The 14,122-nt window shown below is 72.1% G+C and carries 13 protein-coding genes; 1 reads left to right on the top strand and 12 read right to left on the bottom strand.

Annotation, left to right across the window (positions count from 1 at the left end; genetic code table 11):
* Positions 1 to 48 precede the first annotated feature (48 nt).
* From pyrF to pyrR, 8 genes are all read right to left on the bottom strand, one after another.
* Positions 49 to 882, bottom strand: coding sequence for an orotidine-5'-phosphate decarboxylase (pyrF, locus tag AB2U05_RS27555; RefSeq protein ID WP_045708605.1), 834 nt, complete (start codon positions 880 to 882; stop codon positions 49 to 51).
* Positions 883 to 911: 29 nt separating this feature from the next.
* Complete coding sequence (locus AB2U05_RS27550; RefSeq protein ID WP_045692877.1) at positions 912 to 2,015, bottom strand: quinone-dependent dihydroorotate dehydrogenase; 1,104 nt, start codon at positions 2,013 to 2,015, stop codon at positions 912 to 914.
* A gap of 87 nt (positions 2,016 to 2,102) precedes the next feature.
* The gene (gene carB, locus AB2U05_RS27545; protein ID WP_045692876.1) at positions 2,103 to 5,411 is read right to left on the bottom strand and encodes a carbamoyl-phosphate synthase large subunit; all 3,309 of its coding nucleotides are present in this window, start codon (positions 5,409 to 5,411) and stop codon (positions 2,103 to 2,105) included.
* A complete protein-coding gene (gene carA / locus AB2U05_RS27540; protein WP_045708606.1) occupies positions 5,404 to 6,561 on the bottom strand; it encodes a glutamine-hydrolyzing carbamoyl-phosphate synthase small subunit in 1,158 nt (385 codons plus the stop codon). Before carA ends, carB begins: the two co-directional genes overlap by 8 nt.
* Positions 6,558 to 7,136 carry a hypothetical protein gene (locus tag AB2U05_RS27535; protein WP_369184518.1) on the bottom strand — a complete coding sequence of 193 codons (579 nt, stop codon included), beginning with the start codon at positions 7,134 to 7,136 and terminating at the stop codon, positions 6,558 to 6,560. The genes carA and AB2U05_RS27535 overlap by 4 nt, the downstream gene beginning before the upstream one ends.
* Positions 7,133 to 8,437 carry a dihydroorotase gene (locus AB2U05_RS27530; RefSeq protein ID WP_045692873.1) on the bottom strand — a complete coding sequence of 435 codons (1,305 nt, stop codon included), beginning with the start codon at positions 8,435 to 8,437 and terminating at the stop codon, positions 7,133 to 7,135. Before AB2U05_RS27530 ends, AB2U05_RS27535 begins: the two co-directional genes overlap by 4 nt.
* A complete protein-coding gene (locus AB2U05_RS27525) occupies positions 8,434 to 9,411 on the bottom strand; it encodes an aspartate carbamoyltransferase catalytic subunit (RefSeq protein WP_045692872.1) in 978 nt (325 codons plus the stop codon). Before AB2U05_RS27525 ends, AB2U05_RS27530 begins: the two co-directional genes overlap by 4 nt.
* 6 nt (positions 9,412 to 9,417) lie before the next feature.
* Positions 9,418 to 10,041: a bifunctional pyr operon transcriptional regulator/uracil phosphoribosyltransferase PyrR gene (gene pyrR / locus AB2U05_RS27520; protein WP_045692871.1), complete on the bottom strand. Its 624-nt coding sequence runs from the start codon at positions 10,039 to 10,041 to the stop codon at positions 9,418 to 9,420.
* A gap of 330 nt (positions 10,042 to 10,371) precedes the next feature.
* Between pyrR and AB2U05_RS27515 the strand changes: the two genes are divergently transcribed.
* Positions 10,372 to 10,875 (top strand): transcriptional regulator, encoded by a 504-nt coding sequence (locus tag AB2U05_RS27515; protein ID WP_045692870.1) that lies wholly within the window; start codon positions 10,372 to 10,374, stop codon positions 10,873 to 10,875.
* A gap of 145 nt (positions 10,876 to 11,020) precedes the next feature.
* Here AB2U05_RS27515 and AB2U05_RS27510 read toward each other — a convergent pair whose 3' ends face one another.
* The 4 genes from AB2U05_RS27510 to efp form a co-directional block, all read right to left on the bottom strand.
* The gene (locus AB2U05_RS27510) at positions 11,021 to 11,953 is read right to left on the bottom strand and encodes a hypothetical protein (RefSeq protein ID WP_045692869.1); all 933 of its coding nucleotides are present in this window, start codon (positions 11,951 to 11,953) and stop codon (positions 11,021 to 11,023) included.
* A 148-nt stretch (positions 11,954 to 12,101) separates the two neighbouring features.
* Positions 12,102 to 12,941, bottom strand: a complete 840-nt coding sequence (locus AB2U05_RS27505; RefSeq protein ID WP_045692868.1) for a thioesterase family protein — start codon at positions 12,939 to 12,941, stop codon at positions 12,102 to 12,104.
* A 167-nt stretch (positions 12,942 to 13,108) separates the two neighbouring features.
* A complete protein-coding gene (nusB, locus tag AB2U05_RS27500; RefSeq protein ID WP_045692867.1) occupies positions 13,109 to 13,546 on the bottom strand; it encodes a transcription antitermination factor NusB in 438 nt (145 codons plus the stop codon).
* A gap of 4 nt (positions 13,547 to 13,550) precedes the next feature.
* Positions 13,551 to 14,114, bottom strand: coding sequence for an elongation factor P (gene efp, locus AB2U05_RS27495; protein WP_045692866.1), 564 nt, complete (start codon positions 14,112 to 14,114; stop codon positions 13,551 to 13,553).
* Positions 14,115 to 14,122 lie beyond the last annotated feature (8 nt).

Raw genomic sequence — 14,122 nt, 5'->3', positions numbered from 1 at the left:
AGCGTCACGACCCGACCACGCAGCGGGCCGCGGGCCCACCGCCGAGGGCTACTTGACGGCGTCCGCGTACTCGCCGACGAACCGCTCGGCCGCCTCCCGCAGCGCCGCCACCGAGGGACCGTGCTTGAGCACGTCCCGGCTGACGCTCGGCACCACGTTGCGCACCGAGGCGCCGAACACCCGCGGCAGGTCCGCCATCGTCGCGCCCTGGGCGCCGATCCCCGGCGCCAGCAGCGGCCCGTTGATGGCGAGGTCCACGCCCGCGTCGGACAGGGTCGCGCCGACCACCGCGCCGAAGGAGCCCAGCGGCTCGGCCCCGGCGTTCTCCGCCGCCAGCTGCCGCAGCACCGAGGCCGCCACCGGCTCGCCGTCCGCACCGACCGCGCGCTGCACCTCGGCGCCCTCCGGGTTGGACGTGAGCGCCAGCGCGAACACGCCGCAGCCGTTCGCCCGCGCCAGGTCCAGCGCCGGGCGCAGCGAGCCGAAGCCCAGGTACGGGCTGACCGTGACGGCGTCCGAGAACAGCGGGCTGCCGGCCGCCAGGAAGGCCTCGGCGTACGCGGCCATGGTCGAGCCGATGTCGCCGCGCTTGGCGTCCATCAGCACCAGCGCGCCGGCCGCCCGGGCCTCCTCGACGGACTTCTCCAGCACGGCGACGCCCTTGCTGCCGAAGCGCTCGAAGAAGGCGGCCTGCGGCTTGAGCACGGCCACCCGGTCGGCCAGTGCCTCCACCACGGTGCGGCTGAAGGTCTCCAGCCCGGCCAGGTCGTCGCCGAGCCCCCAGGCGGAGAGCAGGGAGGCGTGCGGGTCGATGCCGACGCAGAGCTGGCCGCGGGTGTCGAGGGCCTGGCGCAGGCGGGCGCCGAACGGGGCGAGGGTCATGTCGTCTCCGGGTGCGGGGTAGAAGTGGGTCAGGAGCTGCGTACGGCGCTGCCCACGGCCTCGGACAGGTCGCGGAAGCCCGCGCCCCGGACCCGGGCGGACAGGCCCTTGTGGAGGGCGCGGCACCAGAACGGGCCCTCGTAGATGAAGCCGCTGAAGCCCTGGATCAGGTCGGCGCCGTGGATGATCCGCTGCCAGGCGTCCTCGGCGGTCTCGATGCCGCCCACCGAGACCAGGGTCAGCCGGCCCCCGGTGCGGGCGCGCAGCCGCTGCAGCACCTCCAGGGCGCGGGCCTTGAGCGGGGCGCCGGACAGGCCGCCCATGCCGATCTCCTCGACGAGCGCCGGGTCGGCGACCAGGCCCTCGCGGCCGATCGTGGTGTTGGTGGCGATGATGCCGTCCAGGCCCAGCTCCAGGGCCAGGTCGGCGACGGCGTCGACGTCCTCGTCGGCCAGGTCGGGCGCGATCTTGACCAGCAGCGGCACCCGGTGCGCGGTGGTGCGGTCGGCGGCCTCGCGGACGGCGGAGAGCAGCGGGCGCAGCTGGTCGACGGCCTGCAGGTTGCGCAGCCCGGGGGTGTTCGGCGAGCTGACGTTGACCACCAGGTAGTCGGCGTACTTGGCCAGCCGCTCGGTCGACTTGACGTAGTCGGCGACGGCCTCGGCCTCCGGCACCACCTTGGTCTTGCCGATGTTGACGCCGATCACCGGGGTGGAGCTGGTGTGCGGGCGGGCGGCCAGCCGGGCGGCGACCCGGGCCGAGCCCTGGTTGTTGAAGCCCATCCGGTTGATCAGCGCGCGGTCCTCGACCAGGCGGAACATCCGGGGCGTCGGGTTGCCCGGCTGCGGCTCGCCGGTGACGGTGCCGATCTCGACGTAGTCGAAGCCCATCATCGCGAGGCCGTCGATGCCGATGCCGTTCTTGTCGAAGCCGGCCCCGAGGCCGAACGGGCCGGGCAGGTCGAGGCCGAGGGCCCGGGTGCGCAGCGCCCGGTCCTGCGGGGCGAGCACCATCCGCACCACGGTGCGCAGGACGGGCACCGAGTGGCAGAGCCGGATCCAGAAGAAGGCCATGTGGTGCGCCTTCTCCGGGTCCATCTTCTTGAACACGAGGTTGAACAGGAGCTTGTACAAAGCGGCTAACTCCCCGGACAGCTATAGGACTTGGGCATGGGAGTGGGGGGCACCCGACAGGCTCCGGTGCCCCCCACTGCGGTGGAGCTACTTGCGGCCGGCGTTGATCAGTTCGGCGTGCTCCTGGAGCGACATCACCCCGACCTCGTCCCGCAGCTGCGCGTCCATGCCCTGGACGGCCGCGCCCATCGCCTGGACGGTGGTCAGGCACGGCACGCCGCGCGAGACGGCCGCGGTGCGGATCTCGTAGCCGTCGAGGCGCCCGCCGGTGCCGTACGGCGTGTTGATGATGAGGTCGACCTCGCCGTCGTGGATCAGCTGGACGATGGTCTTCTCGCCGTTCGGGCCCTCGCCCTCGCTGTGCTTGCGCACCAGCGTGGACGGGATGCCGCCGCGCTGCAGCACCTCGGCGGTGCCGGCGGTGGCGAGCACCTCGAAGCCGAGGCCGACCAGCGCGCGGGCCGGGAAGACCAGGTTGCGCTTGTCCCGGTTGGCGACGGAGACGAAGACCTTGCCCTTGGTCGGCAGCGCGCCGTACGCGCCGGACTGCGCCTTGGCGTAGGCGGTGCCGAAGACCTTGTCGATGCCCATGACCTCACCGGTCGAGCGCATCTCCGGGCCGAGCACGGTGTCCACGCCGCGGCCGTGGATGTCGCGGAAGCGGCTCCACGGCATCACGGCCTCCTTGACCGCGATCGGCGCGTCGGCCGGCAGCGTGCCGCCGTCGCCCTCGGTCGGGAGCATGCCCTCGGCGCGCAGCTCGGCGATGGTGGCGCCGAGCGAGATCCGGGCGGCGGCCTTGGCCAGCGGCACGGCGGTCGCCTTGGACGTGAACGGGACGGTCCGGGAGGCGCGCGGGTTGGCCTCCAGGACGTAGAGGATGTCCCCGGCCAGCGCGAACTGGATGTTGATCAGGCCGCGGACGCCGACGCCGCGCGCGATCGCCTCGGTGGAGGTGCGCAGGCGCTTGATGTCGTGGCCGCCGAGGGTGATCGGGGGCAGCGCGCAGGCGGAGTCGCCGGAGTGGATGCCGGCCTCCTCGATGTGCTCCATGACGCCGCCGAGGTACAGCTCGGTGCCGTCGTAGAGCGCGTCGACGTCGATCTCCACCGCGTCGTCGAGGAAGCGGTCGATGAGCACCGGGTGCTCGGAGATCAGGCCGGCGTGCCGCTCCAGGTAGGAGGCGAGCGAGGCCTCGTCGTAGACGATCTCCATGCCGCGGCCGCCGAGCACGTAGGACGGGCGGGCCAGCACGGGGTAGCCGATCTCGTCGGCGATCGCCTTGGCCTCCTCGAAGGAGAAGGCGGTGCCGTGCTTGGGGGCCGGCAGGCCGGCGTCGCGCAGCACGCGGCCGAAGGCGCCGCGCTCCTCGGCGAGGTCGATCGCCTCGGGCTGGGTGCCGACGATCGGCACGCCGTTGTCCTTGAGCGCCTGGGCGAGGCCCAGCGGGGTCTGGCCGCCGAGCTGGACGATGACGCCCGCCAGCGGGCCGGCCTGCTGCTCGGCGTGGACGATCTCCAGCACGTCCTCCAGGGTGAGCGGCTCGAAGTAGAGCCGGTCGGAGGTGTCGTAGTCGGTGGAGACGGTCTCCGGGTTGCAGTTGACCATCACGGTCTCGTACCCGGCCTCGGCCAGCGCGAAGGAGGCGTGCACGCAGGAGTAGTCGAACTCGATGCCCTGGCCGATGCGGTTCGGGCCGGAGCCGAGGATGATCACCGCGGGCTTGGTGCGCGGCGCGACCTCGTTCTCCTCGTCGTAGGACGAGTAGAAGTACGGGGTCTTGGCGGCGAACTCGGCGGCGCAGGTGTCGACGGTCTTGAACACCGGGCGGATGCCCAGCGCGTGCCGCACCTCGCGGACCACGTCCGGCTTGAGGCCGCGGATCTCGCCGATCTGCTGGTCGGAGAAGCCGTGCCGCTTGGCGTGGCGCAGCAGCTCGGGGGTCAGCTCGGCGGCGTCGGCGAGCTCGCCGGCGATCTCGTCGAGCAGGAAGAGCTGGTCGACGAACCACGGGTCGATCTTGGTGGCCTCGAACACCTCCTCCGGGGTGGCGCCGGCCCGGATCGCGTCCATGACGGTGTTGATCCGGCCGTCGGTCGGCACGACCGCCTTGGCGAGCAGCTCGGACTTCTCCCCGACCGGGCCGGTCCAGGAGAACTGCGAGCCCTTCTTCTCCAGCGAGCGCAGCGCCTTCTGCAGCGCCTCGGGGAAGTTGCGGCCCAGCGCCATGGCCTCGCCGACCGACTTCATGGTGGTGGTGAGGGTGGCGTCGGCGCTCGGGAACTTCTCGAACGCGAACCGCGGCACCTTGACCACGACGTAGTCGAGGGTCGGCTCGAAGGAGGCCGGGGTCTCCTCGGTGATGTCGTTGGGGATCTCGTCCAGGGTGTAGCCCACGGCCAGCTTGGCGGCGATCTTGGCGATCGGGAAGCCGGTGGCCTTGGAGGCGAGCGCCGAGGAGCGGGAGACGCGCGGGTTCATCTCGATGACGATGACCCGGCCGTCCTCGGGGTTGACGGCGAACTGGATGTTGCAGCCGCCGGTGTCGACGCCGACCTCGCGGATGACGGCGATGCCGATGTCCCGCAGGATCTGGTACTCGCGGTCGGTGAGGGTCATCGCCGGGGCGACGGTGATCGAGTCACCGGTGTGCACGCCCATCGGGTCGAAGTTCTCGATGGAGCAGACGACCACGACGTTGTCGTGCTTGTCGCGCATGAGCTCCAGCTCGTACTCCTTCCAGCCGAGGATGGACTCCTCCAGGAGCACCTCGGTGGTCGGCGAGAGGGCCAGGCCCTGGCCGGCGATGCGGCGCAGGTCCTCCTCGTCGTGGGCGAAGCCGGAGCCGGCGCCGCCCATGGTGAAGGAGGGGCGCACGACGACCGGGTAGCCGCCGAGGGTGTCGACGCCGGCCAGCACCTCGTCCATGGTGTGGCAGATGACCGAGCGGGCGGACTCGCCGTAGCCGATCTTGGCGTTGACGGCCTCGACGACGCCCTTGAACAGGTCGCGGTCCTCGCCCTTGTTGATCGCCACGACGTCGGCGCCGATCAGCTCGACGCCGTACTTGTCCAGGGTGCCGGCCGCGTGCAGGGAGATCGCGGTGTTGAGCGCGGTCTGCCCGCCGAGGGTCGGCAGCAGCGCGTCGGGGCGCTCCTTGGCGATGATCTTCTCGACGAACTCCGGGGTGATCGGCTCGACGTAGGTGGCGTCGGCGATCTCCGGGTCGGTCATGATCGTGGCCGGGTTGGAGTTGACCAGCACGACCCGCAGGCCCTCGGCCTTGAGGACGCGGCAGGCCTGCGTACCCGAGTAGTCGAACTCGGCGGCCTGGCCGATCACGATCGGGCCGGACCCGATCACCAGGACGGACTTGATGTCAGTGCGCTTAGGCACGCTGGCCCTCCATGAGCTTCACGAAGCGGTCGAACAGGTAGGCGGCGTCGTGCGGGCCGGCGGCCGCTTCGGGGTGGTACTGCACGCTGAACGCGGGGACGTCGAGCGCCTGCAGGCCCTCGACCACGTCGTCGTTGAGGCAGACGTGGGAGACCTCGACGCGCCCGTACGGGGTGTCGCTGACCTTGTCCAGCGGGGCGTTCACGGCGAAGCCGTGGTTGTGGGCGGTGACCTCGACCTTGCCGGTGGTGCGGTCCTGCACCGGCTGGTTGATGCCGCGGTGGCCGTACTTGAGCTTGTAGGTGCCGAAGCCCAGCGCCCGGCCGAGGATCTGGTTGCCGAAGCAGATCCCGAAGAACGGGGTCCTGCGCTCCAGCACGCCCTGCGCGACGGCGACCTGGTGGTCGGCGGTGGCCGGGTCGCCCGGGCCGTTGGAGAAGAACACGCCGTCCGGGTTGACGGCGTAGACGTCCTCCAGGGTGGAGTTGGCCGGCAGCACGTGCACCTCGATGCCGCGCTCGGCCATCCGCTGCGGGGTCATCGCCTTGATGCCGAGGTCCAGCGCGGCGACGGTGAACTTCTTCTCACCGATGGCGGGGACGACGTACGGCTCGGTGGTGGCCACCTCGGCGCACAGGTCGGCGCCCTTCATCTCGGGCGACTGCTGCACCCGGGCCAGCAGCGCGGCCGGCTCGGCCAGCGCCTCGCCGGAGAAGATGCCGCAGCGCATCGCGCCGCGCTCGCGCAGGTGGCGGGTCAGCGCGCGGGTGTCGATGCCGCTGATGCCGACGACGCCCTGGCGGTCCAGCTCCTCGTCCAGCGAGCGGCGGGAGCGCCAGTTGGACGCGACCCGGGCGGGGTCGCGCACGACGTAGCCGGCGACCCAGATCTGCTTGGACTCGTCGTCCTCGTCGTTCCAGCCGGTGTTGCCGATCTGCGGGGCGGTCATCACGACCACCTGGCGGTGGTACGACGGGTCGGTCAGGGTCTCCTGGTAGCCGGACATGCCGGTGTTGAAGACCGCCTCGCCGAAGGTCTCGCCGGTCGCGCCGTAGGCCTGGCCGCGGAACGTCCGGCCGTCCTCCAGGACGAGCACGGCGGGCACTCGTTCCCGCCGTTGGCGCTGCGTGGTGGGGGCAGGTGCGGTCATTGCGCGGCCTCTTCCGTCTTCGTCTTCGTACGTGTTGCGAGGTGAGCGATCGCCTCGACCCAGGCGGTGTGCTCGTCCGGGTGGTCGGCCCGGAAGCCGGAGTCCAGTTCGGTCCCCTCGTGCGTCCAGCTGACGACGAGCAGTCCGGACGGGACGACCTTGCCGGCGATCCCGGAGTCCGTCCGGGCACCGGTCAGGCGCTCGGCGGGGATCCAGAGGTCGACGTCACCGGGGCGGCGGACCAGCAGGCCGTCCTCCCCGAGGGTGAGGTCGGCGCGGCTGCGGGTGCCCAGCCCGTGGGCGACCACCCGGTCGAGCCAGTTCCCGGCGGTGGTGGTGCCGTGGTACCGGCCGCTGGTCTCCAGGATGGTGCGCCCGGCGCCGTCCGGCACGGCGGGCAGCGGCGGCATGCCGGACTGCAGCGTGCGCCGCCAGTTCCAGCCCTGCCGCATCAGCCAGTAGACCAGGCCGATGATGATCAGCAGGCCCACGGTCCAGCCGATGTAGCCGGGCCAGTTGGTGACCTTGGCCTGCTCCGTGGCGAGCGGCTGGAGCGCGGGGAGCCGGCCGGTCACGCCAGCCCGCCCTGCTCGGCCAGCTCGCCGGCGAGCACGGTGGCGCGGCCGCGCAGGAAGGTCGCGTGCACCCGTCCGGGCAGGTCGAGGCCCTTGTAGGGGGTGTTGCGGCTGCGGGTGGCGAAGCTTTCCGGGTTCACGGCACCACGGTACGCGGGATCGAACAGCACCAGGTTGGCCGGCTCACCGACCGAGATGGGGCGGCCCTGCCCGGTGAGACGGCCGATCCGCGCCGGGCGGTGCGACATCCGGTCGGCGACGCCCTCCCAGTTCAGCAGGCCCGTGTCGACCATGGTCTGCTGGACGACCGACAGCGCGGTCTCCAGGCCGACCATGCCCATCGCGGCGACGGCCCACTCGCAGTCCTTGTCCTCGGCCGGGTGCGGCGCGTGGTCGGTGGCGACGGCGTCGATGGTGCCGTCGGCCAGCGCCTTGCGCAGCGCCTGGACGTCCTCGGCGGTGCGCAGCGGCGGGTTCACCTTGTACACCGGGTCGTAGGTGCGGACCAGCTCGTCGGTGAGCAGCAGGTGGTGCGGGGTGACCTCGGCGGTGACGTCCCAGCCCTTGGACTTGGCCCAGCGGACGATCTCGACCGAGCCGGCGGTGGAGAGGTGGCAGACGTGCAGCCGGGAGCCGACGTGCGCGGCGAGCAGCACGTCGCGGGCGATGATCGACTCCTCGGCGACGGCCGGCCAGCCGCCGAGCCCGAGCTCGCCGGAGACCTGGCCCTCGTTCATCTGGGCGCCCTCGGTGAGCCGCGGCTCCTGGGCGTGCTGGGCGACGACGCCGTCGAAGGCCTTGACGTACTCCAGGGCGCGGCGCATAAGCACCGCGTCGTCCACGCACTTGCCGTCGTCGGAGAAGACCCGGACGCCGGCGGCGGACTCGTGCATCGCGCCGAGCTCGGCGAGCTGCTTGCCCTCCAGGCCCACGGTCACGGCGCCGACCGGCTGCACGTCGCAGTAGCCGGCCTCCTGGCCGAGCCGCCAGACCTGCTCGACGACACCGGCGGTGTCGGCCACCGGGGTGGTGTTGGCCATCGCGTGCACGGCGGTGAAGCCGCCCATCGCGGCGGCCCGGGTGCCGGTGAGGACGGTCTCGGCGTCCTCGCGGCCGGGCTCGCGCAGGTGGGTGTGCAGGTCGACCAGGCCGGGGAGGGCGACCAGGCCGGTGGCGTCGATCTCGATGTCCGCCTCGACCGCCAGGCCGGTGCCGATCGCCTTGAACACGCCGTCGGCGATGTGGAGGTCCTGCGGGGCGCCGCCGAGGATCTGGGCGTTGCGGATCAGGTAGCTGGTCACTGAGCGGTCTCCACGGATTCGGTGCGGGGGCTGTCGGCGAGGGTGGCGCCGCCGAGCAGCAGGTACAGGACGGCCATCCGGATCGAGACGCCGTTGGCGACCTGCTCGACCGCGGTGCAGCGCGGCGAGTCGGCGACCTCGGCGGTGATCTCCATGCCGCGGACCATCGGGCCGGGGTGCATGACGATGGCGTGCTCGGGCAGCTGGGCCATCCGGATGCCGTTCATGCCGTAGCGGCGGCTGTACTCGCGCTCGGTCGGGAAGAACGCGGCGTTCATCCGCTCGCGCTGCACCCGCAGCATCATCAGCGCGTCGGTCTTGGGCAGCACGGCGTCGAGGTCGTAGCTGACCTCGCAGGGCCAGTTCTGGATGCCGATCGGCAGCAGGGTCGGCGGGGCGACGAAGGTGACCTCGGCGCCGAGGGTGGTCAGCAGGTGCACGTTGGAGCGGGCGACCCGGCTGTGCAGGACGTCGCCGACGATGGTCACCCGGCGGCCGGCCAGGTCCTTGCCCGGGCCGGCGTTCAGGTGGCGGCGCATGGTGAAGGCGTCGAGCAGCGCCTGGGTGGGGTGCTCGTGGGTGCCGTCGCCGGCGTTGATCACGCTGCCGTGCAGCCAGTCGGACTGCGCGAGCCGGGCCGGCGCGCCCGAGGCGTGGTGCCGGATGACGACGGCGTCGGCGCCCATCGCCTGCAGGGTCAGCGCGGTGTCCTTGAGGCTCTCGCCCTTGGAGACCGAGGAGCCCTTGGCGGAGAAGTTGATGACGTCGGCGGACAGCCGCTTCTCGGCGACCTCGAAGGACGTCTTGGTGCGGGTGGAGTCCTCGAAGAAGAGGTTGACGACGGTGCGACCGCGCAGCGTGGGCAGCTTCTTGACGGCCCGGCCGGAGAGCTGGGCCAGCTCCTCGGCGGTGTCCAGGATCAGCAGCGCGTCGTCACGGGTGAGATCTGCGGTGGAGACGAGGTGGCGCTTCACGCGGGTTTACTCCGGGAGGTGCGGTGCGGACGGCTCGGCGGCCATGGCTTGCGAACTGCGGGAGGCGAAGTCACGGTCCCCGACCAGGACGGCGTCCACGCCGTCGGAGTCGGACAGCCGCACCTGCACGGCCTCGCGCAGCGAGGTGGGGAGGTTCTTGCCCACGTAGTCGGCCCGGATCGGCAGCTCGCGGTGGCCGCGGTCGACCAGGACGGCCAGCTGGACGGCGCGCGGGCGGCCGATGTCGTTGAGCGCGTCGAGCGCGGCCCGGATGGTGCGGCCGGAGAAGAGCACGTCGTCCACGAGGATGACGAGCTTGCCGTCGATGCCGCCGGGCGGGATCTCGGTGTGCTCCAGGGCCCGGGCGGGCTTCAGCCGCAGGTCGTCCCGGTACATGGTGATGTCCAGGGTGCCGAGCGGGATCTCGCGGCCGGTGATCTGGGCCAGCCGGGCGTGCAGCCGCCGGGCGAGGTGGACACCCCTGGTGTGGATGCCGAGCAGCACGACGTCCTCCGCGCCCTTGGCGCGCTCGACGATCTCGTGCGCTATCCGGGTGACGACCCGGGTGATGTCCGTGCCGTCCAGCACCTGGTGCGGCGGGCGCGGCGTCGGTTCTCGATGTGTGGTCATGCCGAAGCGGACCTCCTTCCCCGCCTCACGGGACGGGCCTTAAAGGATGCCTGGGGGGTGCCACGCCGACCGGGCGTGGACTTCGGGTCATCCTATCAGCGAGCCTGGAGGCAAACAGACCTCCATCATTCCGCTTCACCGGGTTCACGCCGCGGATGCGCCGACGATGCGGTCCATTCGCACGGGTGCCCCATTCGGCTTGACGCAACTACCTTACTCTACGTAACCTCACAGTGAGTTACGAGATGGACGTCGAACCCACCGGTAACGGCGTCGACAATCGCCCGTGACCCACTACTGAACGCGAAGCAATCTCGTCCGGGGAGATCAATGTCCAGCGACTACGCGAAGCAGCTCGGAGGCAAGCTCCGAGCGATCCGCACTCAGCAGGGGCTCTCCCTGCACGGTGTCGAGGAGAAGTCCCAGGGGCGCTGGAAGGCAGTCGTCGTCGGCTCGTACGAGCGCGGCGACCGTGCGGTCACCGTGCAGCGGCTGGCCGAACTGGCGGAGTTCTACGGCGTCCCGGTGCAGGAGCTGCTGCCCGGCGGCACCCCCGGCGGCGCGGCCGAGCCGCCGCCGCGCCTGGTCCTCGACCTCGAAAGACTGACTCAGGTTCCGTCCGAGAAGGCCGGCCCGCTGCAGCGCTACGCGGCGACCATCCAGAGCCAGCGCGGCGACTACAACGGCAAGGTGCTGTCGATCCGCCAGGACGACCTGCGCACCCTGGCGGTCATCTACGACCAGTCGCCGTCGATCCTCACCGAGCAGCTCATCTCCTGGGGCGTGCTGAACCCCGACGCGCGCCGTGCGGTGCGCGAGGAGGAGGCCGGCTGAGGCCGACCGCACCGGCTCCCGCCGGCGGAGGCACCCAGCAGTCCGCACGGGAGCATTCAGCAGAGGCGCAGAAACGTCCCTGCGTTGCGCGGCGCGGCCCCGGGAGACCCGGGGCCGCGCCGCGGCGTTCCCCGCCGCCGCACGGTCAGCAGACCGTGCCCAGGCTGTAGCCGGGCCGGGCGGCCACGCCGTCCAGCCGCACCGGCCGGGCCGCCGGGCCCCAGTCCGGCCCGCCGCTCGACCAGGCCCAGGCCGCCGGCAGGTACTCCCCGCAGGTCGCCGCCGAGCCCTGCGAGCCGTGCAGCACCGCGACCCCCGGCAGCTCCAGCGCCAGACCGGCGCACAGCACCGCGCAGACCAGCTCCAGGTCCTCGTCGTTGATCCGCACCACGCCGTCCTCCCACTGGAGCACCCGCGCCGCCGCCGTCAGCCGTCCGCCCGGCGCGTCCACCCGCAGCCGCAGCTCGTACACCCCGGCGCCCGCGCCGACCAGCATCCGGCGGAACACCTCGCCGCCGCGCTGGTAGGCGGACCGCACCCAGCGCACGTGCTCCTCGTCGGCCTCGCCCTCCGCGCCCTGCGCCGCGCCGTACAGGGCGCCGTCGAGCAGCAGGTCGGCGTGGCAGAGCGTCAGCCCGTTCTCGCGGGCCCGGACCAGCCGCGGCAGGTAGTCCCCGGCCAGCTCCTCGCCCTGGTAGGGCAGCAGCTGGGTGCGCAGCGGCGGGTTGACCAGGTAGCGGTCGCGGGCGGCGGCCTCGGCCGGGTCCAGGCCGTGCAGCAGGCAGAACTCGGCGAAGTCCTGCGGGTGGAACATCCGGGCCCGGACGGTGTCGAAGCGCTCCAGCGCGTCGGCCAGCAGCTCGGCGGTGTCGGCCAGGTAGCGCTCGAAGTCGGGGGCGTCGGTGACGCCCCAGGCGCGGGCCCGGGCGAAGTCCGCGGCGTTGGTGAGCACCCCGATGACGAAGGCCTGGTCGGCGCCCTCGGCCCGCTGCCGCCGGTGCGGCGCCCGCGCGACGGGCCGCGAGCCGCCCGCGGTGCAGTCGGAGTTACGGCGGGCGCGGCCCTGGTGGCTACTCATCGGTGGCTCCTGGCATCGGCGGGTGACGGTCGACGGCGGGCGTGCCGCCGACCGTCTTCCTCCCCACCCGCGCGCGCCGCACACGTACGGCGTGTCACAGGAATGTAACCGAACGTAAGTCGGAATTTTCGGCGCAGGGCCCCGGGCGTCAGCCCTGGCCGCGCGGCACCCGGGCCAGCTGCCGGGACTGCGCGACGAGGCGGCCGGTCTCGTCCCAGACCTCGGCGTCCTCCTCGAAGTACCCGCCGGCCAGGTTGCGGGTGGCGTGCACGACCCGCAGCCAGCCCGGGGCGGGCTTGGCGCGCAGGTGCACGGTCAGCTCGACGGTCGGGGCCCAGCCCGGCAGGCCGAGGTCGAAGGTGACGGGCGGCAGCGCGTCGGCGACCAGCAGGAGCATCAGCGGGTCGGGCTGGCGGCCGTCCGCGAGCCGGAACCAGCCCTGGATCCGCCCCTGGCCGGAGGGCTGCCCGAGCGCCCAGCCGACCGCGGCCGGGTCGAGCCGCAGGTCGAAGCGCTCCAGCAGGGCGGCCTGCTCGACCAGCTGCCGGGGGGCGTGCTCGATGCCGATGCACTGGTCCGGCGGCGGGAGCTGGGGCGGGGTGGCCGTGGTGCGCACCTCGCCGTCCGCGGTGGCGAGGTCGCCGTGGCTGGCCACCACCCGCAGCCGCTCGACGCCGTCCTGGCTGAGCGAGGCGGTGCCGGTGGACAGGCCGCGACCGGTGCGCAGCACCTCGGTGCGGACGGTGGCCGGGCCGGGGGTGGAGGCGGAGAGGTAGTAGCCGCTGACCGAGATCGGGTCCGGGTGCGCCGCGTGCTGCCCGTGCTCCAGCGAGAGCGCGTGGGCGGCCACGGCGAGCAGCAGCCCGCCGTTGACGCCGCCGCCGATCTGCCAGCCGGCGCCCAGGTCGCCGTCGTAGCGGCCGGGCTCCTCGGCGTGTCTGGTGAGGGCGATGCCCTGGTCGAACTCGCTGCGGGTCACGGTGGTCATGGGGGTGGCCTGCCCTTCGACGGGTTACCGGCGTCAAGTTACCGGCGAGTAGGGAACCACCATAGGGCACCACCATACGCCGCGCGGGTGAAGCGCGGAACGGCCGCCGGACCCGGAACGAGGTTCGGGTCCGGCGGCCGTGCGTTCGTGCGTCGCCTTCCGGAGGACTACCGGCGGATGCTCGGCTTCAGCTCCAGGAAGCGGGCCAGCAGACCGTTGACGAAGGCCGGGGAGTCGTCCGTGGAGAACTCCTTGGCGATCTCGACGGCCTCGTCCAGGACGACCGCGTCCGGGACGCCGTCTTCCCAGATCAGCTCGTACGCGCCGAGGCGCAGGACGTTGCGGTCCACGATCGGCATCCGGTCGAGGGTCCAGCCCACCGCGTACTGCGAGATCAGCTCGTCGATGCGGCGAGCGTGCTGGACGTACCCCTCGACGAGCTCCATCGTGTACTCGGCGACCTGCGGGGTGCCCTCGTCGGGCTTGGGCTCGCGGGCGCGGGCCACCCAGTCGGCGAGGACCTGCTGCGGGTCGACCCCGCGGTGGTCGGCCTCGAAGAGGATCTGGAAGGCCCGGGTGCGGGCCTTGCTACGTGCGGCCGACACGGACTTACTTCACCCGGCCGAGGTAGCTGCCGTCGCGGGTGTCGACCTTGACCTTCTCGCCGGTGACGACGAAGAGCGGGACCTGGATCTCCGCACCGGTCTCCAGGGTGGCCGGCTTGGTGCCACCGGTGGAGCGGTCGCCCTGGACGCCCGGCTCGGTGTGCTCGATGGTCAGCTCGACGGCGGCCGGGAGCTCGATGTAGAGCACCGCGCCCTCGTTGGTGGCGACCAGGGCCTCGAAGCCCTCCAGCAGGTACTTGGCGGCGTCGCCGACGACGGCCGGCTCGACCGTCAGCTGGTCGTAGGTGTCCATGTCCATGAACACGAAGTTCTCGCCGTCCTTGTACGAGAACTGCATGCCGCGCTTGTCGACGTTGGCGGTCTCGACCTTGGTGCCCGCGTTGAAGGTCTTGTCGACGACCTTGCCGGTCAGGACCTCCTTGAGCTTGGTACGCACGAAGGCCGGGCCCTTGCCGGGCTTGACGTGCTGGAACTCGACGACGGACCAGAGCTTGCCGCCCTCCAGCTTGAGGACCATGCCGTTCTTGAGATCGTTCGTGGAAGCCACGGGCGCAC

Origin of the sequence: Streptomyces sp. Y1, from assembly GCF_041053115.1 — a bacterium.
Taxonomy (GTDB): Bacteria; Actinomycetota; Actinomycetes; order Streptomycetales; family Streptomycetaceae; genus Kitasatospora; species Kitasatospora rubellomurina.
The sequence above is the reverse complement of the archived record's forward strand: the minus strand, read 5'-3'. Positions and strand labels throughout refer to the sequence as shown.